The 26,434-nt window shown below is 35.0% G+C and carries 23 protein-coding genes; 12 read left to right on the top strand and 11 right to left on the bottom strand.

What is annotated here, in order from left to right; all coding sequences use genetic code 11:
• Nucleotides 1-56 precede the first annotated feature (56 nt).
• The 5 genes from GIY83_RS20360 (at nucleotide 57) to GIY83_RS20340 (ending at nucleotide 5,949) form a co-directional block, all read left to right on the top strand.
• On the top strand, nucleotides 57-1,130 hold the full coding sequence (locus GIY83_RS20360; protein ID WP_208683155.1) for a winged helix DNA-binding domain-containing protein: 1,074 nt from the start codon (nucleotides 57-59) through the stop codon (nucleotides 1,128-1,130).
• A 188-nt stretch (nucleotides 1,131-1,318) separates the two neighbouring features.
• Nucleotides 1,319-2,758, top strand: a complete 1,440-nt coding sequence (locus tag GIY83_RS20355; protein WP_194617994.1) for a nucleoside recognition domain-containing protein — start codon at nucleotides 1,319-1,321, stop codon at nucleotides 2,756-2,758.
• A 49-nt stretch (nucleotides 2,759-2,807) separates the two neighbouring features.
• Nucleotides 2,808-3,524: a hypothetical protein gene (locus tag GIY83_RS20350; protein ID WP_208683154.1), complete on the top strand. Its 717-nt coding sequence runs from the start codon at nucleotides 2,808-2,810 to the stop codon at nucleotides 3,522-3,524.
• Nucleotides 3,525-3,543: 19 nt separating this feature from the next.
• Entirely contained in the window at nucleotides 3,544-4,269 is a 726-nt protein-coding gene (locus GIY83_RS20345; RefSeq protein ID WP_208683153.1) for a hypothetical protein, read from the top strand.
• 75 nt (nucleotides 4,270-4,344) lie between these two features.
• The gene (locus tag GIY83_RS20340; protein WP_194617997.1) at nucleotides 4,345-5,949 is read left to right on the top strand and encodes a fumarate hydratase; all 1,605 of its coding nucleotides are present in this window, start codon (nucleotides 4,345-4,347) and stop codon (nucleotides 5,947-5,949) included.
• 172 nt (nucleotides 5,950-6,121) lie between these two features.
• Here the strand turns inward: GIY83_RS20340 and GIY83_RS20335 are convergent, their stop codons facing one another.
• The gene (locus GIY83_RS20335; protein ID WP_208683152.1) at nucleotides 6,122-6,616 is read right to left on the bottom strand and encodes a PAS domain-containing protein; all 495 of its coding nucleotides are present in this window, start codon (nucleotides 6,614-6,616) and stop codon (nucleotides 6,122-6,124) included.
• Nucleotides 6,617-6,716: 100 nt separating this feature from the next.
• Nucleotides 6,717-7,799, bottom strand: a complete 1,083-nt coding sequence (gene dinB, locus GIY83_RS20330; RefSeq protein ID WP_208683150.1) for a DNA polymerase IV — start codon at nucleotides 7,797-7,799, stop codon at nucleotides 6,717-6,719.
• Nucleotides 7,800-7,940: 141 nt separating this feature from the next.
• On the opposite strand from dinB, the gene GIY83_RS20325 reads away from it, so the two are divergent.
• The gene (locus GIY83_RS20325; protein ID WP_194618000.1) at nucleotides 7,941-8,675 is read left to right on the top strand and encodes a metallophosphoesterase family protein; all 735 of its coding nucleotides are present in this window, start codon (nucleotides 7,941-7,943) and stop codon (nucleotides 8,673-8,675) included.
• Between the two features lie 48 nt (nucleotides 8,676-8,723).
• Nucleotides 8,724-9,245 (top strand): DUF6646 family protein, encoded by a 522-nt coding sequence (locus GIY83_RS20320; protein WP_208683142.1) that lies wholly within the window; start codon nucleotides 8,724-8,726, stop codon nucleotides 9,243-9,245.
• A 148-nt stretch (nucleotides 9,246-9,393) separates the two neighbouring features.
• Here GIY83_RS20320 and GIY83_RS20315 read toward each other — a convergent pair whose 3' ends face one another.
• Nucleotides 9,394-10,281, bottom strand: coding sequence for an S-adenosyl-l-methionine hydroxide adenosyltransferase family protein (locus GIY83_RS20315; protein WP_194618002.1), 888 nt, complete (start codon nucleotides 10,279-10,281; stop codon nucleotides 9,394-9,396).
• A 212-nt stretch (nucleotides 10,282-10,493) separates the two neighbouring features.
• Between GIY83_RS20315 and GIY83_RS20310 the strand changes: the two genes are divergently transcribed.
• The gene (locus tag GIY83_RS20310; RefSeq protein ID WP_208683140.1) at nucleotides 10,494-13,157 is read left to right on the top strand and encodes a TonB-dependent receptor; all 2,664 of its coding nucleotides are present in this window, start codon (nucleotides 10,494-10,496) and stop codon (nucleotides 13,155-13,157) included.
• Nucleotides 13,158-13,290: 133 nt separating this feature from the next.
• Here GIY83_RS20310 and GIY83_RS20305 read toward each other — a convergent pair whose 3' ends face one another.
• From GIY83_RS20305 to GIY83_RS20280, 6 genes are all read right to left on the bottom strand, one after another.
• Complete coding sequence (locus GIY83_RS20305; RefSeq protein WP_208683138.1) at nucleotides 13,291-13,944, bottom strand: CoA transferase subunit B; 654 nt, start codon at nucleotides 13,942-13,944, stop codon at nucleotides 13,291-13,293.
• A gap of 99 nt (nucleotides 13,945-14,043) precedes the next feature.
• On the bottom strand, nucleotides 14,044-14,931 hold the full coding sequence (gene bla, locus GIY83_RS20300; RefSeq protein ID WP_208683136.1) for a class A beta-lactamase, subclass A2: 888 nt from the start codon (nucleotides 14,929-14,931) through the stop codon (nucleotides 14,044-14,046).
• Between the two features lie 240 nt (nucleotides 14,932-15,171).
• A complete protein-coding gene (locus tag GIY83_RS20295; protein ID WP_194618006.1) occupies nucleotides 15,172-15,873 on the bottom strand; it encodes a CoA transferase subunit A in 702 nt (233 codons plus the stop codon).
• Between the two features lie 298 nt (nucleotides 15,874-16,171).
• A complete protein-coding gene (locus GIY83_RS20290) occupies nucleotides 16,172-18,475 on the bottom strand; it encodes a penicillin-binding protein 1A (RefSeq protein ID WP_194618007.1) in 2,304 nt (767 codons plus the stop codon).
• Between the two features lie 12 nt (nucleotides 18,476-18,487).
• A complete protein-coding gene (locus GIY83_RS20285; protein ID WP_208683135.1) occupies nucleotides 18,488-18,967 on the bottom strand; it encodes a gliding motility lipoprotein GldH in 480 nt (159 codons plus the stop codon).
• On the bottom strand, nucleotides 18,951-20,294 hold the full coding sequence (locus GIY83_RS20280) for a regulatory iron-sulfur-containing complex subunit RicT (protein WP_194618009.1): 1,344 nt from the start codon (nucleotides 20,292-20,294) through the stop codon (nucleotides 18,951-18,953). Before GIY83_RS20280 ends, GIY83_RS20285 begins: the two co-directional genes overlap by 17 nt.
• 441 nt (nucleotides 20,295-20,735) lie before the next feature.
• Between GIY83_RS20280 and GIY83_RS20275 the strand changes: the two genes are divergently transcribed.
• The 4 genes from GIY83_RS20275 (at nucleotide 20,736) to GIY83_RS20260 (ending at nucleotide 24,797) form a co-directional block, all read left to right on the top strand.
• A complete protein-coding gene (locus tag GIY83_RS20275) occupies nucleotides 20,736-21,488 on the top strand; it encodes a hypothetical protein (RefSeq protein WP_208683134.1) in 753 nt (250 codons plus the stop codon).
• 197 nt (nucleotides 21,489-21,685) lie between these two features.
• Nucleotides 21,686-22,864 carry an ankyrin repeat domain-containing protein gene (locus tag GIY83_RS20270; RefSeq protein ID WP_194618011.1) on the top strand — a complete coding sequence of 393 codons (1,179 nt, stop codon included), beginning with the start codon at nucleotides 21,686-21,688 and terminating at the stop codon, nucleotides 22,862-22,864.
• Between the two features lie 32 nt (nucleotides 22,865-22,896).
• Nucleotides 22,897-24,234, top strand: coding sequence for an ankyrin repeat domain-containing protein (locus GIY83_RS20265; RefSeq protein WP_228520532.1), 1,338 nt, complete (start codon nucleotides 22,897-22,899; stop codon nucleotides 24,232-24,234).
• A 20-nt stretch (nucleotides 24,235-24,254) separates the two neighbouring features.
• Nucleotides 24,255-24,797: a hypothetical protein gene (locus tag GIY83_RS20260; protein WP_208683130.1), complete on the top strand. Its 543-nt coding sequence runs from the start codon at nucleotides 24,255-24,257 to the stop codon at nucleotides 24,795-24,797.
• Between the two features lie 67 nt (nucleotides 24,798-24,864).
• On the opposite strand, the gene GIY83_RS20255 is transcribed toward GIY83_RS20260, so the two are convergent.
• Nucleotides 24,865-25,095: a ferredoxin gene (locus GIY83_RS20255; RefSeq protein WP_194618015.1), complete on the bottom strand. Its 231-nt coding sequence runs from the start codon at nucleotides 25,093-25,095 to the stop codon at nucleotides 24,865-24,867.
• Nucleotides 25,095-26,336, bottom strand: a complete 1,242-nt coding sequence (locus GIY83_RS20250; RefSeq protein ID WP_194618016.1) for a peptidase U32 family protein — start codon at nucleotides 26,334-26,336, stop codon at nucleotides 25,095-25,097. Before GIY83_RS20250 ends, GIY83_RS20255 begins: the two co-directional genes overlap by 1 nt.
• Nucleotides 26,337-26,434: the final 98 nt, after the last annotated feature.

Raw genomic sequence — 26,434 nt, 5'->3', positions numbered from 1 at the left:
AGTTACAAAGGTTCAAAGGTACAAAGTTTACTAACAGGCTCAAAATGTTTTACTAAATGACTTACCACGAAATTTCACATCATCGCCTTGTAGCCCAAAAGCTACTTGAAACTAGCCCAAATTCTCCGCAAGAAATTGTACAGCATCTTGGCGCCATGCAGGCACAGGATTATGCAATGGCAAAATGGGCAATTGGTTCCAGATCTGAGGCTACTGAAGCAACAATTGAAGAGGCTATAAATTCGGCACAAATTATCCGAACGCATATTCTTAGACCCACCTGGCATTTTGTTTCGGCTGAGGATATTTATTGGATGTTGGATCTATCCGGGCCACAAGTTCAGAAAATGACTATCTCTGCCGCCAAAAAATATGGTTATGATTTGAAGATGCTCAACCAAATTAATTCTCAAATAGAAAAGTTATTGGTTGGAAACAATCATTTAACGCGTGACGAAATCATGCGGGAACTCAACATAAAAAAAGGTTCAAGTCAGGATTTTTTAGCAGCAGCTATTATGATGCATGCAGAACTCGATGGTTTAGTTTGCAACGGGAAAATGAAAGGCAAACAAATAACGTACGCTTTACTTGAAGAGCGTGTTTCGAAGCCAAAAAACAAACTCACCAAAGAAGAAGCTTTGGCAAAATTAGCCCTGCATTATTTTGAAAGTCATGGCCCAGCAACGCTTCTTGACTTTTCGTGGTGGTCTGGTTTTCCGCCAACTACCTGCAAATTAGCACTTAGCGCAATTGAGTTGCAATTGAATTCTGCGCAAATTGACAACCAAATCTACTGGTTTAAAAAAGATATTGCTGATGAAACCAACTTCCGCCAAAGCGTACATTTTCTTCCCGCTTTTGATGAGATTTTAATTTCGTATAAATCTAGAGAAGCTTCTATTTTATTAGAACATCAATCTAAAGCTTTTACCAACAATGGAATTTTTAAACCTATTATTCTCGAAAACGGAAAGGTAATTGGAACCTGGAAAAAAACTTTCAAAAAAGATTACGCAAAAATAGAAACGCAATTTTTTAATACACCCGAAAGTTCAAAAAAAGAAATTCTGTTTGAAAGTATTAAAGCTTTTGAGAACTATCTGGAAACTAAAGTGGTTATTGAATAACTTGATTCGCTAATTTTTATATATCGCTCCTATGGAGCTAGCGGAAAGAATCGTCAATTAATTTAAAGCCCTATCGGGGCGATATATTATGATTATTTTTAGACTATAATTAAATACTTCTTCTCTCATTCATAAAATCTTTGTGCATACAATCGCTAAATAATTATATTTACAAAAAAATTAGCATTATGGTATTAAGTAGATTTTGGTTAGTCATTTTTATTTCCTCAATTGTCTTTATTGTGGTCAGTTTATTTACTGCCAACACTTATACTATTGATTCTGTTATAAACGGAAAAAAAGACGATCCTATTCTGGTCTCTGAAAAATACATCCATGAACTTCCTGCTTTCATCAAAGACAGCATTCAAAAAGCTCCGGATCAGACCATGATCATCAATCGCGATACGCTTAATGCTGATTCTACTTATGTTTTCAAGAATAAAACGGTAAAAATTTTCAGCGGTCTTCAAAAATCTGATGGCTTATTACCTACTTGCAAAAGCACTTTGGTCGATTTGATCTTACCGCTTATTGCTTATCTGGCTTTTTTCTGCGGATTAATGGAGCTTTTAATTATTTCAGGAGCATCTGGAAAATTAGCCAAAGTATTGAGTCCGGTATTTGTAAAGGTTTTTCCGAGTATTCCTAAAAATCACCCTTCTATATCTTACATGACGTTAAACTTTGCCGCAAACTTCCTTGGATTAGATTCGGCTGCAACTCCCTTTGGACTTAAAGCCATGGAGAGTTTACAGGAAATAAATCCCGACAAGGACAGGGCTAGTGATGCTCAGATTATGTTTATGTGCCTTCACGCTTCGGGCTTAACCCTGATCGCAACTTCAATTATTGGTTATCGTGCTGCGGCCAACGCCACTAATCCTGCTGATGTTATGCTTCCGTGTATTATTACTTCTTTCATTGGTACGATCGCAGCATTTTTGATTGTGGGAATTAAGCAAAAAATTAATTTTAAAAGCGCTTCTCTTGTCATTGTCTTAATGGGATTAATCGCTGCCATTGTTGGTTTGCTGATGTATGTAAATCATCTGGATTTAATTGGAAAAAACTACTTTACCTCAAACCTTTCGGGTTTAATATTAATTGGCATTATTGCTTTTACATTGATTTTTTCTTTCAAACATGAAAAGAAATTCAGTGATGCCAATACTACCGTTTTTGAGACATTTGTAGTGGGTGCCAATAATGGGGTAAAAACCGGTGTTACTATTTTTCCTTATGTATTGGGAATGTTAGTGGCTATTTCTCTTTTCAGAAACAGTGGTTTATTCGAAATTATCAGTGATGCAATTGCATTTGTTTTTTCCAATATGGGAGTGAGTAAAGAGATTACCAATGCATTACCTGTTGCCATGCTTCGCCCGTTTAGTTCTGCAGGATCACGTGGATTTTTAATTGATTCGATGAATACGTTTGGTGCAGATTCTTTGACAGCAAGATTAAGTAGTATTTTTCAGTGCAGTGCCGAAAGTACGTTTTATGTAATTGCGGTTTATTTTGGCTCGGTTAACATCAAAAATACTCGCTATGCGTTGGGTACAATGCTTTTAGTGGATCTTATTTGTGTTATTACGGCAATTTTTGTGGCGACTTGGTTTTTTTAAACCAGAGATTACAATCAGATTTATAATATGATGAATCAAAAAACCTACTATGTTTAAGAGATTTTTTAGCAAAAAAAGAGAAGTTGAAATTCCGGAAGAAATCAAATCTCAGGAAAAAAGCCAACCTGTTGAAGAAGTTATAATTGAAAAAGTTGAAAATGAAGCAACAGAAAATGAAGCAGTTGAAAATAAAGAATTAGAGACTGAAGAAACGAAATTCGAACCTAATAAAATTGATTGGTTAATAAACGATTCGATTCTGACTTTTATCCCTCGTGAATTGTATATGCACTATTGGGATAGTGCTACTGAAAAAAACCTGCAGGATCCTTCGTGGCAAAATCAAGGTGTCTTTTTCTGGAATAATAATGAACCATTTGAGAGAAAATCTTTGCCTGCGTTTTTTGAAAACTACGAAAAGAAGTTATTTGTTTTTAATGAAGTTCCGGATTATATTTCGTTAGTATCTGCAAAAGCAATTCCTTGGTTTGGAATGCCCGGAGAAGGAGACAAATACTGCCTTAGATATGATGAAACACCGATAACAATAGAAGAAGCCAATAAGCTAAACATCATAAATTATGTCAAAATCGTAGAATTAAACTACGACAACCTGGGAATTCTGAACGATCGCGACAATTATGCTTTTCTGTTTAATCCTAATGAAGTTCAATACCAAAATCAGCTTTTTTATTTAAATGGAGAAAAAATCTCGTTAGCAGAGCTCTATCAAAAAAAGAAACTATTCGTTCTATCTGTAGAATAAATAATACCGATTGCTAATTATGAAACCAAAATACCTTTTTATCCTATGCGTTTTAATAGGATGTCAAAACCCAAAACCATTAAATCAAGTAGTTGACACAATATCGCAACCTAAAACCGAAACAATTGCAGCTAAAGAAAATTTCTTAAAAACAGATACCATTTCTATTGCTGATTACGGAGAAACATCAAGAGACAATTATGTTTTGGCACATCTTGCAGAGCAAAAAGCAGACAAAGACAGTATTGTTACGGCACAATACCAACTTGATTTTTACCAGAATAAAACCAAAACGACTACTTCAAAAATTACCATTAAGGGAGTTGATAAAGGATCTGAGTGGTCTGCCATGTACGGATTAGGAACGGAAAGTGCCAAGAGTTCGCCTTTTATTCAAATTAGTTTTGGGTATCCTGCCTGCGGTTACAATCAAAGTCATTATTTATATTATTTAAAAAACAATGATATACAATTGGTTTACGACTGGTATACAATGTCTGATAGTGGCTGGGGAAGTTGGGTCGAATTCGAAAATCCTTCGGCGAAAGCCAATCCTGAATCATTCTATTGCAAGACCATTTCTTTTGAACCTGATGATAATGATGAAAACATGGGAATCGCTAAACATTCCGATTCGATTGTTTTTCGCTTAAGCGGAAATCAATGGAAAAAGCAATTACTCTCTGCAAAAGACAAGACTTATTTTGAGAAAAAAATGAGTTTTGATGACTTTCACAAACAATAATAAACACTTTAAAAACATCCCTTATTCAAATTCTTTCTTAGGTAAATAATTTCTAACTTTGTAAAAAACAAAGAAATGATTGATTTTATATACCAAGACCCTTATCCTATTTTAAAGGATGATACACAGTACCGCAAAATTACTTCTGATTTTGTAAAAGTGGAACAATTTGGAGAACGTGAAGTTTTGACCGTTGATCCAAAAGGATTAGAATTATTGGCCGAAGAAGCCTTAACAGATGTTTCTTTTATGCTAAGAACAGCGCATTTGCAAAAACTGCGTAAGATTCTTGATGATCCCGAAGCGACAGATAATGATCGTTTTGTAGCTTATAATTTATTGCAAAATGCTTCGGTTGCTGCTGAAGGTCAGTTACCAAGCTGTCAGGATACCGGAACAGCGATTGTAATGGCTAAAAAAGGAGAAAGCATCTTTACTGGTGTTGACGATGCTGAATGGTTGAGCAGAGGAATTTTCAACACGTACCAAAAACGTAATTTACGTTATTCGCAAATTGTTCCGATTTCGATGTTTGAAGAAAAAAATTCAGGATCGAATCTTCCGGCGCAAATTGATATTTATGCTAAAAAAGGAACTTCGTACGAGTTTTTATTTATGGCAAAAGGTGGTGGATCTGCTAATAAAACTTACTTATACCAACAAACAAAATCATTATTGAATGAAAAATCGATGGATGCTTTTGTTCGTGCAAAAATAAAAGATTTAGGAACTTCGGCTTGTCCGCCGTATCACTTGGCGTTAGTAATTGGAGGAACTTCTGCGGAAGCGAATTTAAGCGCTGTTAAAAAAGCATCAGCTGGATATTACGACAATCTTCCTACTTCAGGAAACATGGCTGGTCAGGCTTTCCGCGATATTGAATGGGAAGCTAAAGTGCAGCAAATTTGTCAGGAAAGCGAAATTGGCGCTCAGTTTGGCGGTAAATATTTCACACACGATGTTCGTGTCATTCGTTTGCCTCGTCACGCGGCTTCTTGTCCAGTTGGATTAGGAGTTTCTTGTTCTGCTGATAGAAACATTAAAGGAAAAATTAATAAAGACGGAATTTTCGTTGAACAATTGGAAGTTAATCCAAAACAATTTTTACCGGAAACAGCTCCACATTTAGAAGCTCCTGTTGAAATTGATTTAGATCAGCCAATGGCAGATATTTTGGCTAAATTATCTCAATATCCTATCAAAACCCGTTTAAAACTAAACGGAACTGTAATTGTTGCCCGAGATATTGCTCACGCAAAAATCAAAGAATTACTGGAAGCAGGTAAACCAATGCCAGAATACTTTAAAAATCATCCCGTTTATTATGCTGGTCCGGCAAAAACTCCGGAAGGAATGGCTTCAGGAAGTTTTGGACCAACAACGGCTGGCCGTATGGATGTTTATGTAGATGAATTCCAGAAACATGGCGGAAGTATGATCATGCTGGCAAAAGGAAACCGTACCAAACAAGTAACGGATGCGTGTAACAAATACGGCGGATTCTACTTGGGTTCTATTGGAGGTCCTGCAGCAATTTTAGCACAAGACAACATCCTGAAAGTTGAAGTGGTTGACTTCGAGGAATTAGGAATGGAAGCGGTTCGTAAAATTACCGTAAAAGATTTCCCTGCTTTTATTATTACCGATGATAAAGGAAATGATTTCTTCGAAAATCTTTAGTATTTAACCGCAAAGTTCGCAAAGAATTTACGTGAAGAACGCAAAGTTTTTTTTAACTAAATTTTAAAAATAAACTGTACAAACAATAAAAACCGCCTTTATGGGCGGTTTTATTTATTTATATACTTTGCGAACCTTGCGTAAATTCTTTGCGAACTTTGCGGTTAAATTTTCACGCAACTTCTTTCTCGAAAGCAATAAAGTGCGTCAGTTTTCCTTTTAGGTTAAAAACCGGAACTCCATTGATTTGACAATTGTATGTTCGGCCGTCTTTTCTGTAGTTTTGAATTGTTTTTTCGAAAGGAACATGCAATTTGATTGCTTCCCTAATCTCTTTTAGAACAGTTTTAGAAGTTTCCGGGCCCTGAAACATTTTTGGCGTCCTGCCTAAAACTTCGCATTCAGAATACCCCGTCATTCTTTTGATTCCGTTTGAAACAAAAACAATCTTTAGATCAAGATCTGTCACAACTACAACTTCTTCTTTAATGCGTTCTTCTATTTCGAGATTCTTCTCATTCCAGGTAAATTGATTCGAAATTTTATTGACTTTTTTCAAATCAGAGAAAATAGCTTTCAACTCATTCAAATATTCATAATGAAAATCCCATGCAAGGATAGGAACTGAATTACGATGGGAGCCTTCATCAAAATCGGCATTTTTCATTTTAAATAATTTAAAGGATAAAAATCTTTCTACTCAAAGATAGAACGAAAATTCATCACAAAATGAATTTATTTTCTATTTAACGATTGTTTAATATGAGTTAGAAGGTAAATTTTAATTGTACTACAACTGCTTTTTTCTCTTCTGTGTTTAAATTATTAAGAGAAATTCCGAGTAATCGGACTGAATCTTTCATTTTTTCCTGATATAATAATTCTTCTACTGTTTCGAGAATCAGGCTTTTATCTGAAATAAAATAGGGCAAAGTTTTACTCCGGGTTTGCTGGGTAAAATCGCTGTATTTTATTTTAAGGGTAACTGTTTTACCTGAAATATTGTATTTTTTTAATCGTCTTTCTAATGAAGTGGCAATTTTATCAAGCTGCTCCAGCATAAAAATTTCAGAAGTTAAATTGACATCGAAAGTATTTTCTGCTGCAACCGATTTGGTGATGCGATGCGACTTTACTTCGCTATTGTGAATACCACGAACCACATTGTAATAAAAAGCTCCTGACTTTCCGAAATGCTTTTCCAGAAATTCTACCGATTTACTTTTCAGATCTGTTCCGGTAAAAATTCCCAATTGGTACATTTTCTCCGTAGTTACTTTTCCAACACCATAAAACTTTCTAATAGGCAATTCTTCCAGAAAAGCTTGGACTTCATCAGGATTTACCGTTTTTTGTCCGTTTGGTTTATTGACATCACTGGCAATTTTAGCCACGAATTTATTGATGGAAATTCCTGCCGAAGCGGAGATTCCAACTTCGTTCAAAATTCGTAATCTAATTTCTTCTGCCAATAAACTGGCACTTGGGTTTCCTTTTTTATTCTGTGTTACATCCAGATAAGCTTCGTCGAGCGAAAGCGGCTCGACCAAATCTGTATAATCATGAAAAATGGCGTGAATTTTATTTGAAATCTCCTTATAACGATCAAACCTCGGACGAACAAAAATAATTTCAGGACAATATTTCTTGGCCAAAACCCCACTTATAGCACTACGTACACCAAATTTACGCGCTTCGTAACTTGCTGCCGAAACTACTCCTCTATTCTCTGAACCGCCAACAGCAACAGGTTTCCCGCGTAAAGCAGGATTATCCATTTGCTCTACCGAAGCATAAAAAGCATCCATATCAATATGGATAATTTTTCGATATGTTGGCACCTCTGACATTATGCAAATTTAAACACTAAACCAATAAAAAGAACGCAGTTAATAGTTATAAATAGTATCAATTTTTAAAGATTAACAACTTATTGATCTCAAACAAATCATTTTCTTTATTTTTGTATCCTCTACACCAAAAAAATTAAAATGCGAACATTTGTTATTGGCGACATACACGGAGGATTACTCGCTCTTGAGCAAGTGTTGAAAAAGGCTGAAGTTACTACACAAGATACTCTTATATTTTTAGGCGATTATGTTGATGGCTGGAGCCAGTCGGCAGAGGTAATTGACTATTTAATTGACCTGAAACTCAAACAAAACTGCATTTGCATTCGAGGAAATCATGATCAGCTGGCCTTAGACTGGCTTGAAAACAGACATGAAGATCTTGATGAAGAAATGTGGTACAAACATGGAGGAAAAGCTACTGTTGAAGGATATTCTAAAATTTCGGCAGAACGAAAAAAAGAACATATTGCTTTTTTTGAAGCACTTCAGGATTATTATCTTGATGATGAAAACCGTCTTTTTGTTCATGCGGGTTTCACGAATCTGAATGGTGTGGTCTGGGAATATTTTCCAAAATTATTTTACTGGGACAGAACACTTTGGGAATCTGCACTTGCTTTAGATCCAAAATTAAAACCAGATGATCTGTACTATCCCAAACGTTTTACGATATATAAAGAAATTTACATTGGACATACGCCGGTTACCCGAATTGGAAAAACAGTTCCGGTAAATAAAGCTTGTGTATGGAATGTTGATACGGGTGCCGCTTTTAAGGGACCTTTGACTATTATGGATGTGAATACCAAGGAATTCTGGCAGAGCGATCCGTTAAACGAATTGTATTCTGATGAAAAAGGTAGGAATTAATCCATAAAAAACTATTTTTGCATTTTAAAATAATTAATATTTAAGTTTATGAAAAAGGTTATTACACTTTTGTTTTTATTATCATTTGGATTTACACAAGCTCAACAGGCTTTTAAAGGAAAAGGAGATGTTAAAGTTAACGTTGGTGCTAACATACAAGATGGTGGGTCAGGAATTCAGGGGTCTGTAGATTTTGGTTTAGGAGAAAATTTCTCTTTTGGTTTTGTTGCTAATTACTTATTAGGCGTAGATAATTTTAATGGTTTTTATAATAGTAGTGCTTACAATGATTACAAACCTGATTTTGGCGAACGTTTTGATGCTAAAGCAAGAATTAATGCTAATTTAAGCAGTGTTATTGGTGTTGATCAATTAGATGTTTACCCAGGTTTAAGTTTAGGATTACACAATTTTGGCGGTCATGTTGGTGGTCGTTACTTTTTTACTGAAGGATTTGGTGTTTTTACAGAACTTGGTTTCCCAATTGCAAAATACGGCAGCGACAATGGAGTATTTGATCACTTAAACAATCAGTTTACTTTTAGTTTAGGAGCTTCTTTTAATTTGTAAAAAGCTTTCCTTGCCACAAAGACACTAAGTTTTTTTTGCAAAATTGAACAAAGAAAAGAATCTCGCAAAGACGCTAAGTCGCAAAGATTATAAATAATAAAACCGCCTAATTGGGCGGTTTTTTTTATCTCATGAATTGGTTTACTGCTTATTTACTAAGCAAAATACTCCAGTCAGCTCCGCTGTAAATTTTATGTTTTGCTGAGAAACTTCCTTGGTTTACGGCCAATGAAAAGTTTAAAAGACTGTTGAAATAACAAACATCAGTACCTACCTGAACTTCTCCAAAAGTATGTACCAGTTTCAATTTTCCTTCATAAGCTTTCTTAGTTCCGTTGAAGATCTGGATCTTAACAAAATCACCTGCTTTTAAATCTAAATTAGCGAAAGTTTTCTTGTCGATATTAGTCCACACATTTCCATACTGAATATCCAAAATCGGAATTCCTCCTTTGATGATTCCTTTTTCGAAAACCGGTTTTTGGTAATCGATTTTCACCACTTCGTTTGGCAGTTTTGGTCCAACTTCTTCAAAAGTGATGGTTTTAGACGCTAAACGAGCTCCGGTAAAAGCATACACATCACGACCGTGAAAAGTATAAGATTCGTTTGAGTTTTGGCGACGGTTTTTTACTTCATCGATCTCACGAATTTCCTGAATCCCTAATTGTTCTGCTATTAAAGTCAAAGTTCCGTTATCCGGAGTTACAAAATAATGACCAGATTTAGTCAACAACACAACAGAATGTCTCGCTGTACCCACTCCAGGATCACAAACCGATACAAATACTGTTCCTGCTGGATAATATTGAGCCGTTTGCGACAAACGATATGCTGCTTCCCAAATATTAAATGCCGGGATTTCATGAGTTACATCAAATATTTTAATATCGGTAGAAACTCCCATTGCAACCCCTTTCATAGCAGATACTGCCCCATCTTTCAAACCAAAATCTGATTGAAAAACTAATACATTATTTTGTGCAAAACCATTAAAAGTCATGGCACACAAAAAAAGTAATAAACGTAATTTCATTTTTTCTCTTTTTAAATTTTCAGCAAAGATATTTCATTAAACTCAAAATCTGACACCATTATCTTAGAAATAATATCATTTTATAAATCGATTTTGATTATTTACGACTACATTTGCATTTTATTCATTATCCCATGTAAATAGTAGACAAATAGAAGCTATGTAGGATCTTTTTGAATAATTATCACACCAATTACAAAACTAAATTATCAATGAGAAAAAAATTAAAAATTGTCATAACAGCAATTCTTACTTTATCCAGCACTTTATTTTTTGCGCAAGGTCACGAGATAAAAGGAACAATTACGAATGAAAACGGAAATCCTCTGGAATTTGCTACAATCTTAATCAAAGGAACTCAAATTAATGCTTCAAGCGATGCTTTAGGCAAGTTTACAATTAATGCTTCTGTAAATAATCCAACGCTTATTGTTTCGTTATTTGGCTATCAAACCAAGGAAATCGTTGCAAAAGATCACGTTATCGAAGTACAATTGGCCCTGGAAAATAATAGTCTTGACGAAATTGTAGTCGTAGGAAGTAGAAATCCCAATAAGAGTAAACTCGAAACAGCAGTTCCTGTTGATGTTGTTAATCTGGCTAAAATCAGAAATACAACGCCGCAAACTACTACAAACGATATTTTGACGTATTTGATTCCGTCATTCAATTCAAACCGCCAATCTTCTGCCGATGGTACAGAACATATAGATCCGGCTTCGTTAAGAGGTTTAGGTCCTGATCAGGTTTTGGTTTTGATTAACGGAAAAAGAAGACACACCACTTCATTAGTTAATTACCAAAACACGGTAGGAAATGGTTCTGTGGGAACAGATTTAAGTGCAATTCCGGCTTCGGCAATCAAGAGAATTGAAGTTTTACGTGATGGTGCCGCGGCACAATACGGTTCTGATGCGATTGCAGGTGTAATCAATTTGGTTTTAAAAGACAATGCAGGTTTAGAAGTAAACGCTACTTATGGTTCAACATCAAGAGATGACGGACAAACTACAAATGTGAACTTAAATTACGGAAAAAAAATTGGCAACAAAGGTGGATTTATTAACCTTTCGGCTGAATTTAATGATCGTCAGAAAACAAATCGTTCTCAAAACAATAACCTGATCATTTTCGATCAAACCTCAATAGGTAATCATGTTGGTACTAGTTCTTATGATTTTGCAAATGATGCAGCCGAATCTCGACAGTTTGATGATAATTTATTGGCACAAAACGGATTGACTCGTGATGATTTTAATTTTCAGATCGGAGATGCAAAAATCCAGAATATTCAGGGATTCTTTAATGCATCAATTCCGTTAAACGATCAAATCGAGTTTTATGCAAACGGAGGCGTGAGCCACAGAGAAGGCACAGGTTACGGTTTTAGACGTTTACCAAGTGAGACTGAAAATGTTGTCGCTTCAATTTTCCCTTTCGGGTTTCAACCAGAACTGAATTCTGTAGTAACAGATCTTTCTTCTTCGGTTGGTTTTAAATTTAAATTTGGAGAATGGAAACTGGATGTGAGCAATACTATTGGTGAAAACAAATTTGTTTATGATGTATCGAATACCAACAACGTTTCGTTAGGAGATAATGGTCAGACAGATTTTAAAGCGGGAAATCACTCTTTCCTGCAAAACACTGTGAATACTGACATTTCGAGATTATATAAAGATATTTTTCATGGTTTGAATGTTGCATTTGGAGGTGAATATCGTTTTGAAAAATACAAAATTGTTCCGGGTGAAGAGAACTCTTATATCAACGGCGGAGCACAATCATTCCCGGGATTTTCTCCTTTGAATGAAGTGAACGAAAACAGAAACAGCGTTGGGGTTTATGCTGATGTTGAGGCGGATATTACTGAGAAATTATTGATTGGAGTTGCAGGTCGTTACGAAGATTATACTGATTTTGGAAATACGATCAACGGAAAATTATCTGCGAGATATAAAATCTTAGATAATCTATTTGTTCGTGGAGCCATTAGTTCTGGTTTCAGAGCACCATCATTGCACCAACAATATTTCAACAATATTGCAACTGATGCTGTTGACGGGCAAATCCTGAATTCGGGTATTTTTAGAAATGACAGTCAGGTAGCGAAAGAATTGGGAATTCCGAAATTAAAAGAAGAAACTTCGAGAAATTACAGTTTTGGAATTGTTTATTCTCCAACAAAAAAATTACATATTACAGCTGATTATTACCACATTAGAATTGATAATAGAATCATCCTTACAGGAAACTTAGGAAATGACGCTTCTGGTGAACCTGTCCCTGCCCTTCGTACTTTGTTTGCGCAATACGGCGCACAAACGGGCCGTTTTTTTACCAATGCCATTAACACTACTACAAACGGAGTTGACGTTGTAATTGATTATGATATGAATGTTGGTCCGGGAAAAATGAATCTTTCGTTATTGTACAACTACAACGACAATAAAGTAGATGATCAGTTAAACAATATTCCATCTTTATTTGTGGGTCAGGAAGATGTGTATTACGGACCTCAGGAAAGAAGTCTGATCGAGACCAATACGCCTAAACACAAAGGTACTTTTGCTATTAATTATAGCCTGACCAAATGGAATTTCTTAGTAAGAAATACTTATTTTGGAGAAGTAATTCGTGATGGTTTCCCTTTTGGAGGCATCCAGAAACACAACGGAAAAGTGGTTACAGATATGACGGTAGCTTATAAAATAACTCCAAAAATTCAGATTGCTTTGGGAGCGAATAACTTATTTGATATTTTCCCGGACAGACAAATTTACGAAAACAGTTATTATGGAGTTTTCAAATATGCTCCTGTGCAAATGGGAACTACCGGAGCTTACTACTTTGGTCGTATGAGTTTTACATTGTAATAAAATGCCACAAAGACACAAAGTCGCAAAGTAATTTTTAAAAGTATAAAACAAAAACCGCCAAATTAGGCGGTTTTGTTATTTAGAAAACTTGTGTCTTCGTGTCTTTGTGGCATAAATCTTTTTTTTTAATCTAAATAGCCATTTCAGGAATTTCTCCTTCAATAATTAAATCAGCTTCTGTAGAAGCGATGATGTGCTCGACAGAAACACCTGGCGCACGTTCTAAGAGCTTAAAACCCTTTTCAGTTACTTCGAGAACTGCTAATTCGGTTACGACCTTTTTAACGCATCCTACACCCGTTAATGGCAAAGTACATTTTTTTAATATTTTAGATTCTCCTGCTTTATTAACATGCATCATGGCCACGATAATATTTTCGGCGGAAGCCACCAAATCCATTGCGCCTCCCATTCCTTTTACCATTTTACCCGGAATTTTCCAGTTGGCAATATCTCCGTTTTCAGAAACTTCCATCGCACCCAAAATCGTTAAATCTACTTTCTGGCTGCGAATCATTCCGAAACTAAAAGCAGAATCAAAGAAACTTGCTCCCGGAAGTGTGGTAATCGTTTGCTTTCCCGCGTTGATAATATCAGCGTCTTCTTCTCCCGCAAAAGGAAAAGGTCCCATGCCCAAAACGCCATTCTCGCTCTGAAACTCAACTGCAATATCTTCTCTCACGTAATTCGCAACCAAAGTCGGAATTCCGATTCCTAAGTTCACAAAATACCTGTCTTTTACTTCTTTTGCAATTCGTCTTGCAATATCTTCTTTTGTTAACATAGTCTTTAATGTGTCAATTTGGAAATTAGATAATTAGATAATGCTGCACTTTGCGCAATCTAATTAATTATCTAATTATCATATTTTCTAATTATCTAATTATTTTCTTGTAAAATAATGCCAGGTTGCTTTTGTTATGTCTGCAATTATTTTCTCTGTATCTTCTTGTTTCTCTATTATGTTTTTTAAATAAACGGATAAAATAAAATGCTTTCCGTTGGGGAGTTTTACAATTCCAATATCATTCATTGCTACTCTCAAATTAGCATCATTAGTTCCTGAAATCCCTGTTCTGTGCGCCAGTTCTGTATTTTCAGGAAGTCCGGCTTTCATCCAGGTTAAACCTCTTGATGTTTCTGTCATTATCTGGTACAAATACTTTGTGGTGCTTTCTTTTAGAATTTCTCCTTTAAAAAACTTTTCCAATAACGTTGTTGTTGCCAGTGGAGTAGTTGTATTAACATAAAGATTTTTCCAGGTTTTCATTTGATCTTCGTTTACTTTAATCACAAAGTCTTTAATTCCTTGTTGATTGATAAACTTCTGTATCACTTTTGTTCCTCCAACCAAATCAATCAATATATCACAACCATTGTTATCGCTATGCGAAACGGTGTATCTTAATACTTTATCTAAAGTTAAATTTACATTCCCATCCGGATAATCTTCTCGCATCGGACTCCAGGTATTTTCATGTAAATCTTTCTTTTTAATAAAAATCTCCTGTGTTAATGAAAGCTTACCTTCATCCACTTTATTTAAAACTGCCAAAGCAATATGAAATTTAAAAACACTCATCATAGGCGCTTTTAAGTTTCCGTTGATACTTAAAGTATCTTTATCTTCAATGCCTTTTATCGAAATTCCAACTGTTGCGTTTTTAGACGAAATGATCTGATTTAATTGTTGTCTCAATTCATTTGTCGGTTGTGCGAAAGTCGAAAAAGAGAGTAAGGAAAACAGGAAGATATTAAAAAGCTTTGTCATAAGTTTAATGTGCGTATTTTAATGAGTTAATTAGAGAATTTGATAATGAAATAATGTCTTACTTTATGTAATTAATACTAAACATTTAATTGTCAAACCATTTCAATTATACACATACACATAACGCAACATAGTTGCGATGCCGCCTTGGATATCTAATTGACAAATACCTCACTCATTTAATTAGCTAATATGCGCAATCTAAACAATATCTAATTATCAAATTGGCACATTATCTAATTAAGCTTTCTGTATCACAGTTCGTTGTTCAATCCTTTTCTCGAATTTTTCACCCTGAAAAATACGCTGGACCATAATTCCCGGGATATGAATTTGATTTGGGTCTAAAGTACCAACAGGAACTAATTCCTCAACCTCGGCAACGGTAATTTTTGCCGCTCCGGCCATACATGCATTGAAGTTTCTGGCTGTTCCTTTAAAAATAAGGTTTCCGGCTTCATCGCCTTTCCATGCTTTTACAATCGCGAAATCAGCTTTGAAAGCTTGTTCCATAATATGCATTTTTCCGTTGAATTCACGAACTTCTTTTCCTTCGGCAACTTCGGTTCCGTAACCGGCCGGAGTGAAAAAAGCTGGAATTCCAGCTTGTGCTGCACGACAACGTTCGGCTAAAGTGCCTTGCGGTGTGAGTTCAACTTCAAGTTCTCCGGAAAGCATCTGGCGTTCAAACTCAGCATTTTCGCCAACATAAGACGAAATCATTTTTTTGATTTGTTTCTTCTGCAAAAGCAACCCCAAACCAAAATCATCAACTCCTGCATTGTTCGAAATACAAGTTAAATCAGAAACGGTTGTTTTTACTAATGCTGCTATAGTATTTTCAGGAATTCCGCATAAACCAAAACCACCAAACATAATGGTCATTCCGCTTTCTATTCCTGCTGTAGCCTCTTGAACGTTATTTACTTTTTTTGTAATCATAACAAATGGTCTTTATTACCGTATATTTTTGATAAAAATAAGATTTTTAGATTAAATTATAACGATTTCGCAAAAAATAAAATTTACTTTTTAACCACAATATTCACTAAGAATCCTATTTCAAATCTGGCAAAGGCGCGAAGACGCAAAGTTTTAATTTTCTTTGCGAACTTTGCGTAAATCTTAGCGCTCTTTGCTGTAAAATTTCATTAAAACTTATTCAAAAAAAAATCCTTTTGTTTTCAACTGATTTCAGAAGATCACAAAAGGATATTTTTATATAAAAAAGGAATTTAAACTACAGTTCGAATTCGTCTGTGTTTTGTTCCGTAGCTGTTGTATCTTTTACTTTTGGAGCACTATAACAATCTACTTTTATCGAAAGATTTGCTGGTCGCTCAAAATCTGATTTCGAAACCTGAAGTCCGGGATCTGCATAACAAAGTTTCATAAAGTAACCCCAAATTGGCAATGCAGCTGTTGCACCTTGTCCGTAAGTTAAACTTTTAAAACGTGCCGAACGATCTTCGCAACCTACCCAAACTCCTGTTACTAAGTTAGGCACCATTCCCATAAACCAACCATCAGACTGGTTTTGAGTTGTTCCTGTTTTACCCGCAATTGCGTTTTTAAACATGTATGGATATCCTGTCCAGCGATTATCTCCACTTCCTCCTCCTTGCGTACGTAAACGTGCACCAGATCCGGTTTCTGTAACCCCCTGAAGTAATTTGATTACTGCAAAGGCAATATCTTTATTCAAAACGTCATGAGATTCAGGAATTGGCTCATAAATAACCTCTCCGCTTTTGTTCTCGATACGGCTTAAAAATTGTGGTTTTACATATACTCCCTGATTGGCAAATGTACCATAAGCAGCAACCATATCTTCAACCGTAATATCTACAGCTCCCAAAGCAATCGAAGGCTGTGCAGGAATTTCGGTTTTAACACCTAATTTGTGTGTTAGTTCTACAACAGCTTCAGGTCCTACACGATCTATTAATTTAGCCGAAATCGTATTTATGGAATTCGCCAAACCTTGTTTTAAGGTAACCATTCCGCGGTATCTGTTGTCTGAGTTTCTAGGCTCCCAGTCTGCTGTAACGTTATGACGTCCTTTGTGAATCATAAACGGTCCGTCAAGGATAGAATCACAAGGAGACATGTTTAGTTGCTCTATAGCAGTGGCATAAACAAAGGGTTTAAAAGTAGAACCTACTTGTCTTGCTCCCTGTCCTACGTGATCGTATTGAAAATATTTATAATTGATTCCACCAACCCACGCTTTAATATTCCCGGTTTGAGGCTCCATCGCCATTAAACCAGATTGTAAAAAGTGTTTGAAATAACGAATAGAATCAAGCGGTGTCATTACCGTATCACGTTCCCCTTTCCAGGTAAATACGCGCATTTTTGTTTTTACTTTAAAAGAAGCAATGATATCATCTTCACTCTTATCCAGATCTTTCATGATAGCCCAACGCGTAGAATTTTTCATCGCCTGCATCATAAGTTTATCTGTTTCTGCCTGAGTAATATTTACAAATGGCGCATTTTTATTGTTTTTTTGCTCAATAAAAAATTGTTGCTGTAAATTTTTCATGTGCTCAGAAACCGCTTCTTCGGCATGTAACTGCATTCTTGAATCGATAGTAGTATAGATTTTCAGACCATCTTTGTAAATATCGTAATCAGAACCGTCTGGTTTTTTGTTTTCAGCAACCCATTTTTTCATGTAATCTCGAAGATATTCCCTGAAATAAGTCGCTGTTCCTTCGCGATGACTTTCTAATTTGAATTTTAAAGCAATTGGCATTGCCTTGTACTTGTCTTTCTGAGCCTCCGTAATCATCTTGGCTTTTACCATTTGACCCAGCACCACATCACGACGATTTTTAACACCAACCGGGTTTCGCAACGGATTATAAAGAGATGAATTATTAAACATTCCCACCAATATTGCCGATTCGTCTATGGTTAAATCTTTAGGTTCTTTGGAAAAATAAGTCTGAGCTGCCGAACTTACCCCAACAGCATAATTTCCAAAATCATAAACGTTGCAGTACATCGCTAAAATCTCATTTTTGGTATATTGACGTTCCAAACGAATAGCAATAATCCATTCTTTTATCTTTTGTACTATTCTAAAAGGTAAAAAGCTAGATCCTCCGCGATGAAATAACTGTTTTGCCAACTGCTGTGTCAGAGTACTGGCTCCTCCATTGGTTCCCAGGGAAAAAGCAGCTCTTAGCGTTCCGCGTCCGTCGATTCCTGAATGTTCATAAAAACGGGCATCTTCAGTTGCAACCAAGGCATCTACCAGGTTTTTCGGCAAATCTGAATATTTAAGTTGTGATCTGTTGGTTTTAAAATATTTACCAATTACTACTCCATCAGATGAAATAATTTCTGTTGCCAAATTAGAATCCGGATTTTCTAAGTCTTCAAAAGAAGGCATCGATCCGAATAATCCCCACGAGGCAAATAAAAAGAAAGCTAAAATACCCAGCAAGGTATAAGCAAAAACTCGCCAGAATTTCTTTTTATAGTAGTTAATATCTTTATTACTATTAGGTTGATTGTTTTTCTTAGTGGCCATATAACTATTTTTCTAATCTTTTTGTTCTATTCTAAAACCTACGTCTGTAATACCTTCTAAAGCCTGAACACCAGGAATTTTCCCTGATTCTCTAACAGCTTGTTTGATGTGTACTTTATATTTTCCTTTAAACTTTACATCTTGTTTATAATAAAGTTTACTCTCTTTTATATCCGTAAAACCGTTTCCTAGCAAGGTTCCGTCCGGTTTTGCCATCTCGTATTCTAAAGTATCTACTTTGGTGAAACCACTTGGAGTTTCGATAGCTACAATTAAAAATAAATTCTTGAATGGATAATTGTTATTGTCCCTTAAATTTATAAATAAATTGTACTTTTTGGTTGAATCTAAAACTGGTAGATCAAAAGTTACAATACTGTCTTTGTTCCAGGCACTTCCAACAGATTTGTACTCATCGAATACTCTTTTTTTATCACAAGAAAAAAGCATTATCCCTACCAAAAGAAGAATCGCACTATTTTTTATTCTCATTTTTAGTAATAATTATAGGTTTTCTAGGCTCAGCCGGTTTATTCTCGTTTGAATTGTTAGGTTTATTCGGCTTGTTATTATTCGGTTTGTTTCCCTTGTTTTGGTTATTCCCTTTATTTGGATTTCCTCCTGCGGGTTTATTCTGATTTTGATTTGACTGAGGTTTGTTTGGAGTAGCCACAATCGCTGCTTCGGCATTTGGTTTGCGTTTGCGACTTGGTTTTTTCTTTCTTTTTGGCTGATCAAAACGAGTTAAACTTTCCTGCCCCATTGCATTATTAAAGTCTTTTTCAGGTTCTGAAACTACTTCAATGGCAAAGTCTTCAAGAGATGACACTTTGTTTTTCTGTTTGTTCTCGGCAATAATTTCTTTTACCTGATCAATTTTCAAAACATGCCAGTTTGCGAAGTTGTTGGTATAAGCAAACCACATTAATCCTTTAAAAATATCTTGTTTCTGACAGATAGCATCTCCTTTTTCGGTCACTAATTTAGTGTCGTAATCAGGAAAATCTTTCAATGCATCCATATAAGTGTCAAGCTCATAATTCAAGCAACACTTTAATTTTCCGCATTGTCCGGCTAATTTTTGAGGATTTAGCGAAAGCTGTTGGTAACGCGCTGCAGAAGTATTTACACTTCTAAAATCTGTAAGCCAGGTCGAACAGCAAAGTTCTCGTCCGCAAGAACCAATTCCGCCTAAACGAGCTGCTTCCTGACGGAAACCAACTTGTTTCATTTCGACTCTGGTACTGAATTCTTTGGCAAAATCTTTAATTAAAAGTCTAAAATCGACCCTGTCATTCGCCGTATAGTAAAACGTAGCTTTAGACCCGTCTCCCTGAAATTCAATATCAGATATTTTCATTTCGAGTTTATGCTGAATCGCTAATTCACGTGCACGAACTTTCATTGGTTCTTCACGATCACGCGCTACAGACCAGATATCAATATCTTTTTGAGAAGCTTTTCGGTAAATTTTAGGCACTTCGTTACTTTCGTGATTCACACCTTTTTTCTTCATTTGAATTTTTACCAATTCTCCTGTCAAAGTTACAATCCCGATATCGTGTCCTGGCGATGCAACAGTTGCTACAATATCACCAATACTTAAAGTTAATTTTTCTGAATTTCTAAAAAATTCCTTGCGTCCGTTTTTAAAACGAACCTCAACACAATCAAAAATAGCCTCTCCATTAGACGGACTCATGTTCGCGAGCCAGTCAAAAACCGTCAATTTATTGCAGCTATCGGTGCCGCAAGTCCCATTATTTTTACAACCCTTTGGTGCGCCACCATCTGAGGTTGAACAACTTGTACATGCCATAATTATATATGTAGTGTTGCAAAAAAGCAACTTAAGTTCATAAACGTTTGATCGGTAAAGATAGTATTTTTTTTAGTTTGCTTTTTATGCATTAATACTAATGCTTCGTTAAATACAAAAGCAAGCAATCTTTAAGGCAAAATAAGCTTTTTTATAACAGTATCAGGCTGAAATTTTCAAACAAAAAAATTCTTTAATTCTATTTTTACAAAGCTTATTCTAAAACTTATTTATGTTATTCTCTTTATTAAAATTAATAATTCACCTACAGAATACTATATTTACATATCAATCTTACTGTTACGCCGCTAAAAAAGCACTTCCAGAATCGAACACAAAACACATTCCTGATTATGATTATGCTAGGAAAAATGGCAAATGGAAAATAAGGTCTCAATCAAAGAAAAACAATAAACTAAAACTTAATTATCAATAATTTATATGAATAAATCTCTACTTTATTTAACAACTTTAATATTATTACTTAACGCAGGTTGTAAAGATCCTAAAGACAAAAAAGAGCCGGCGCAAATTCAGGAATCCTTAAATAGTGTTGAAGAAGTTGCTGAAAATCCGGATTCACCAACCGAAAAAGGAAAAAATCCGGAAGATTTTTTACCAAAAGGTTATGTTGTTTTTGAAAAAGTTTTTGGCGATTTAAATAAAGACGGCCAGGAAGATTGCGCTCTTATGATTAAAGGAACGGATAAAAGTAAGTTTGTCAAAGATGAAAGCCGTGGGGAATTAGATCGTAATCGAAGAGGAATTATTGTACTTTTAAAAAACAATGACGGTTACGAATTAGCGGTTAAAAATTATGAATGTTTTTCATCAGAAAATGAAGATGGCGGTGTTTATTATCCCCCTGAATTATCTGTCGAAATAACAAAAGGAAAACTATTTGTTTCCTATGCACACGGAAGATATGGATATTGGAACTATACTTTTAGGTTTCAAAATTCAGATCTTGAGCTTATTGGTTATGACAGAAGTAATAATAACGGACCTATAGTGAACAACGATGTAAGTATAAATTACTTAACCTCAACCATGATAAGAAACGAGAATACTAACGAGGATGCAGATAGCGGAGAAGAAGCATTCAAGAAGACCGTGACTAAGATTAGAAAAAGCGAGCTGCTTAAATTATCCGAAATTGAAGATTTTGATGAGCTTAGGCTTTTTGAAGAATAAACTATCAATTGCAATTTAATCTCACCTTAAAAACTGCCTGCTTTTATGTTTTATGATTTAAAAAGACTTTTTTAATTTTCATCTTGAAATATATTTGTCAATTTTATGTTTTATCTTACAACATAGTTCGTGAAGTCAACTATTATAAATCCTGGCTTCATCAAAACATAATTTTTTCATTTAAAATACCAATGCAAATGCAAACACAAAACCAGATTGAAAATTTCCTTTTCCAGGGAAAATTTGACGAGGCCAGAGAATGCCTAAATAACGGCGAAATTTTTAACGATCAATATCTTAAAAACAATTTTTCTCAAATCACAACCAAAATTATTGAAGCTAAAGAAATTGATTTTATTGAAAAATTAATTAAAGCCCGTTTTATTGAAACCGATATCTATGAATTGGATAGTTTCGACAAATCGATTTTTAATTCTTTAACCCCATTAAAAGATGACGATGAATCGATTGCCTTTTTCAAAGAACTGATGTCAAAAATGGAAAATATTAATGATGAAATAAGTGACAAAACGTTACTTGGTTATTTTATTGAAAAAAATGCATCTCCAAAAATCATTTTAACTCTGATTGATGATTTTGGGGCAAATGCTCATTATAAAAATAATGCAGGAGAAAATTTCATCTATAACATTTTGAACACTTATGGTCTTGAAACAGATACAGTAAAAGAATACATAGCCATTCTTCTGAATAATGGCGTCGATATTAACGAAAAAAACATTGTTGGTACAACTCCGTTAATCTGTGCTATTAAAAGAAGCAAAAAAGATTTTATTCCCTTTCTACTCGAAAATGGAGCGGATGCCAACGAAACAGATAACCTCAACAATACCGCTTTTTATTACGCTGTTGCCGAACAGTTTTCTTTTGATATGTACGAGGCATTAGCGACAGTTTCTTCACCTGATTTTAATATTGTAAACAAAGACGGACGCACTTTATTGACTCATTTCATCAGTTCTGTTTCGGGCTCGCCAAGCGATATCACTTTTTTAGAAAGATTATTATCAGATGGTGCCGATGTAAACTTCTGCGCTCAATATTATGGCCAGCCAAAATCGGGAATTGATTTTATTGTTGAAAAGAAATCAGATATTTTAAAATCGGTTTTAGAAAATGTTTCTTTAGATGTAAATGAACAAGACAATCAGGGAAACACAATTTTGCATAAAGTTTGCGCGTATAATGTCAATTACGATGCAGAAATGGCCAAAGAAACCTATCGAAAAGTGAAGCTGCTCTTAGATCAGGGAGCAGATATTTCGATTACTAATGATAAAGATGAAACCGCCTTAATGATTGCATCCGGAGATAATCTGAAAATTAAAACGGTCGAACTTTTAATGAAATCATAAACTGAATTATACAAAATACTACTAATATGTCGATGTCATTTATAATAGCCTGTGAAAACGGCAACAGAAAAATAGCCGAATTATTACTTCAAAACAAAGAAGTAGAGGCAAAATATACCGATGAAAAAGGAAGAACTGCACTTCACTATGCAGCTCACAGAGGTTATCTTGATATTGTAAAAATTTTATGCGAAGATGGTGCTGATATTAATTATGAAGATCATCAGGGAGAAACGCCTTTATTCTTTGCCTGTTTGCAAAAGCAAAAGCAAACCGCTTTATATCTTTTAGAAAATGGCGCTGAAATTACCAAAAATGATAAATCAGGAAACAGTCTTTTACATTTAGTGGTTCAAACCGCTCAAACTGAAATCGCAACAAAGTTGCTTGAAGCAGGAATTGATGTTAATTCACTGAATAACAATGGAGAAACGCCACTTTCACTTGCTTCAACTAAATTAAATAGGGAAATTATTCAGTTACTTTTAGACAAAGGAGCCGATATTAATGCCACAGATAAACAAGGAAACACACCACTTCTTCATGCTTGTTACACCAAATCGATCCCGGTTGTTACTTTACTTTTGGACAATGGCGCAGCTATAAATCATGTAAATCATTCAGGAGAAAATGCTCTTTTAATTGCATGCTATGAAACCAACAGAATGCTTGCTAAACTTTTAGTAGAAAGAGGTGCTGATGTATTCACATCAAACAATAATGGCTACTCTCCTATTTGGTATGCTTGCGCGAATAATCAGAAAGAAATTGTCTCTTTATTTTTAGAAAATGGAGTTGACATGAATTACAGCAAACCTTTGGCCAGCGACACTTCTTCTATGAATGATTATCTTGATTGGATTGTTAGCGCTACAAATATTGCTAACGAATCTAGTTTTACACTCAACAGCAGTTATACTTATGGTGGCGAAAGTCTTCTGCATGTTGCTACAAAAAAAGGCAATTTAAGCATGGTAAAATTGTTAATCGAAGCCGGTGCAAATATCAACATTCAAGATGAATCCGGGAACACGCCTTTGCATTACTCCGCTGCAAACGGAAAAAAAGATGTTGTCAAATATTTACTTGAAAATAAAGCAGACGCTTTCATCGTAAATGTAAAAGAGCAAAAGGCAATTGATTATTCGAATGTAAAAGGTTTTAATGAAATTACAGAATTGATTTTGAAATATGCGCCCTCAGGTACTGTGATAACACCAATTCAAAAAGAAGAATCACAAAAAGCAGATTCAGTAAATTCTATGGAAGTAAAGAAAAAGGCATTGTTAGATTTGAAAGAACTTTTGGATGCGGGAATTTTAACTTCTGAAGAATTTGACGCTGAGAAAAGTAAAATTTTAAAAGGATAAATAACAAACAAACTTAAAAAATGAAAAAGACATTAAATAATTCCATCATATTATTAGTATTAATCGCTGCAAGTATATTTTCAACTTCTTGCACAAACCTTTCCCCAGAAAAAACTTTTGAAATAGCCGCGCTAAATTCAAATTTATTATCTCGTTTTGGAAGTAAGGATATTAATTTTAAGTTAGAATCCGAACCTCAGATTTATGATGAAGCTCAAAAAAAAATGATTCCATCTTCATATTACGATTATTTTAAATTTGATATAGCCAATTTAGAAACTCAATTTAAAAAAATTAAAGAAATAAAGGAAGATGATGACAATCGGGAACTTCTTGAGGCATCAAAAGATTTATTCTCTTATGCAATTACTAAAGAAAAGGAAGGCTATCTGCCAATTGCCAAAATGAAGGATGAAAAAGCTTCACCTGAACAAATAGAAAAAGCCATTGCAGATTTTGATGCCTCAACTCAAAATGATATAGAGGTCAAGTTTACAAAATTAATGAATGTCGCAAAAGCATATGTCGAAAAGCATAACATCAATGCCAAAATAGGTATTTAATAAAGAAAGTTCAAAAACAAAACAATCCCTATTTTGCATTATTACAAAATAGGGATTGTTTTTAATCCTAAGTCTCCTTAACCGTTATAATCTTCACCGGACAAGCCTTCGCTGCCAATTGACAACTTTCTACAATGGTATGATTATTCGATTTTAAAGTAAAAAATCCTTTTGCATCTTTCGAATGAATCAATACCGATTTCCCATCTTTTTTAGACATTTGAAAATGTACCGGATCCATTTCGACGCAGTAATTACAGCCAATGCATTTGTCTCTTTGTAAAGTGATGATAACCATTACGCCTCAACTATTTTATATAATTTGTCCGACATTCTTATTCGAAACGGAAGTTTGAAAGTACAATCGTCCCCTTTTGTTGCTTTTTCAGAAACCAGATCATTTACAAACATTTCATCGATAATCATTTCCTGAGCCCCTGTACTTGGTCCGGTTACTAAGATTCTATCCCCAATTTTAATATCGTAAGCTTCGATTTTAAATTGTCCTACTTCTGCTTTCGGGAAGTAATGAGTTCCCTTGCCTACATAAACCTTTTTTTGAGTTGCTGCAGATCCCGGAATATCGCTCCATTCTCCCAATTCTTGTCCTAAATAATAGCCTGACCAGAAACCGCGATTGTAAACGGTGTTTAAAGCTTCCATCCAAACAGAAACCTTTTCTTTAGAGAATGTTTTATCATAATAGGCATCAATTGCTTCACGATAGGTTTTGATAACCGTTGCCACATATTCAGGCGCGCGACCACGGCCTTCGATTTTCAAAACCTGAATTCCCGAATCGATTACCTGATCAAGAAAATCAAGCGTACATAAATCTTTAGGTGACATCATGTATTCATTATCCAGTTCAATTTCAAAACCGGTTTCCTGATCGATCACCGTATATTTTTTACGGCAGTTTTGCTTGCACGCTCCACGATTCGCAGACGAATTATGCGAATGCAAACTCAAATAACATTTTCCCGAAACTGCCATACACAAAGCGCCGTGACCAAAAATCTCTATTTCGACTAAATTTCCGTTCGGCCCTTTTATCTGCTCTTTATCAATTTGATCTGCAATACTTTTTACTTGGCGTAAACTCAATTCACGGCTTAAAACCATCGTATCAGCAAACAAACTATAGAATTTTATGGTTTCGATGTTGGTTACATTCAATTGTGTTGAAATATGAACTTCCATACCAATAGTTCGTGCCATTGCTATTACAGCCTGATCAGAGGCAATTACAGCCGTAATATTGGCTTCTTTGGCTTTGTTCAATAATGTTTTTACAACAGACAAATCATGATCGTAAATTATAGTGTTCAAAGTGAGATAGCTTCGTACGTTTTTAGCTTCGCAACGATTGGCAATTTCCTGCAAATCATCCATAGTAAAATTTACCGTTGAACGCGCACGCATGTTAAGCTGTTCTACACCAAAATAGATCGAATCCGCACCATTATCAAGCGCAGCCTGAAGTGAATCAAAACTCCCAGCCGGAGCCATAAGTTCAATTTTATTATTTGTTGTCATTTTACTTATATTGTTTTCTAATGATTGAAATCACTAGTAATGTTATTATAGTTGTTGTTGTGGATTTTCTTTGCGTTCTTGCGGTTGAAACCGCAGGC

The organism is Flavobacterium sp. SLB02 (assembly GCF_009664855.1).
Lineage (GTDB): Bacteria > Bacteroidota > Bacteroidia > Flavobacteriales > Flavobacteriaceae > Flavobacterium.
The sequence above is the reverse complement of the archived record's forward strand: the minus strand, read 5'-3'. Positions and strand labels throughout refer to the sequence as shown.